Below are 286 nucleotides of genomic sequence, written 5' to 3'. Positions count from 1 at the left end.
TTATCACCCGGTTTTGCGTTGGTTACAGCAATCTCTGCAGAGCCGTCACCTGGTTCTTTTTTGGTAGTAATCTCTACCGTTGCTTCAGGTGCTTTTGTATCGTAAGGGTGTCCATCTTTGCCCGCTTCTACCGCAGGAACGGTCACAGGTTCTGAATGTTCGCTCTCTTTTTCACCTGGTGTAGTCGCTGTGACGGTAATTTGATCGCCTGGCTGAATATCAAAATTCTTACCTAAATCAGTAAGATTAAATTCATAGTTGCCGTCGTTATCTGCCACCACAGAAC

Annotated in this window: 1 protein-coding gene; it reads right to left on the bottom strand. The window is 45.5% G+C overall.

Going from position 1 to position 286, the window contains the following annotated elements; genetic code table 11:
• Positions 1-286: hypothetical protein (locus A1D25_RS01470; protein ID WP_157393952.1), on the bottom strand; the 286-nt coding region annotated here is incomplete at both ends.

It is taken from the genome of Ursidibacter arcticus (genome assembly GCF_009761375.1).
In the GTDB taxonomy this organism is placed as follows: domain Bacteria; phylum Pseudomonadota; class Gammaproteobacteria; order Enterobacterales; family Pasteurellaceae; genus Ursidibacter; species Ursidibacter arcticus.
This window is presented reverse-complemented; position numbering and strand designations above follow the sequence as displayed.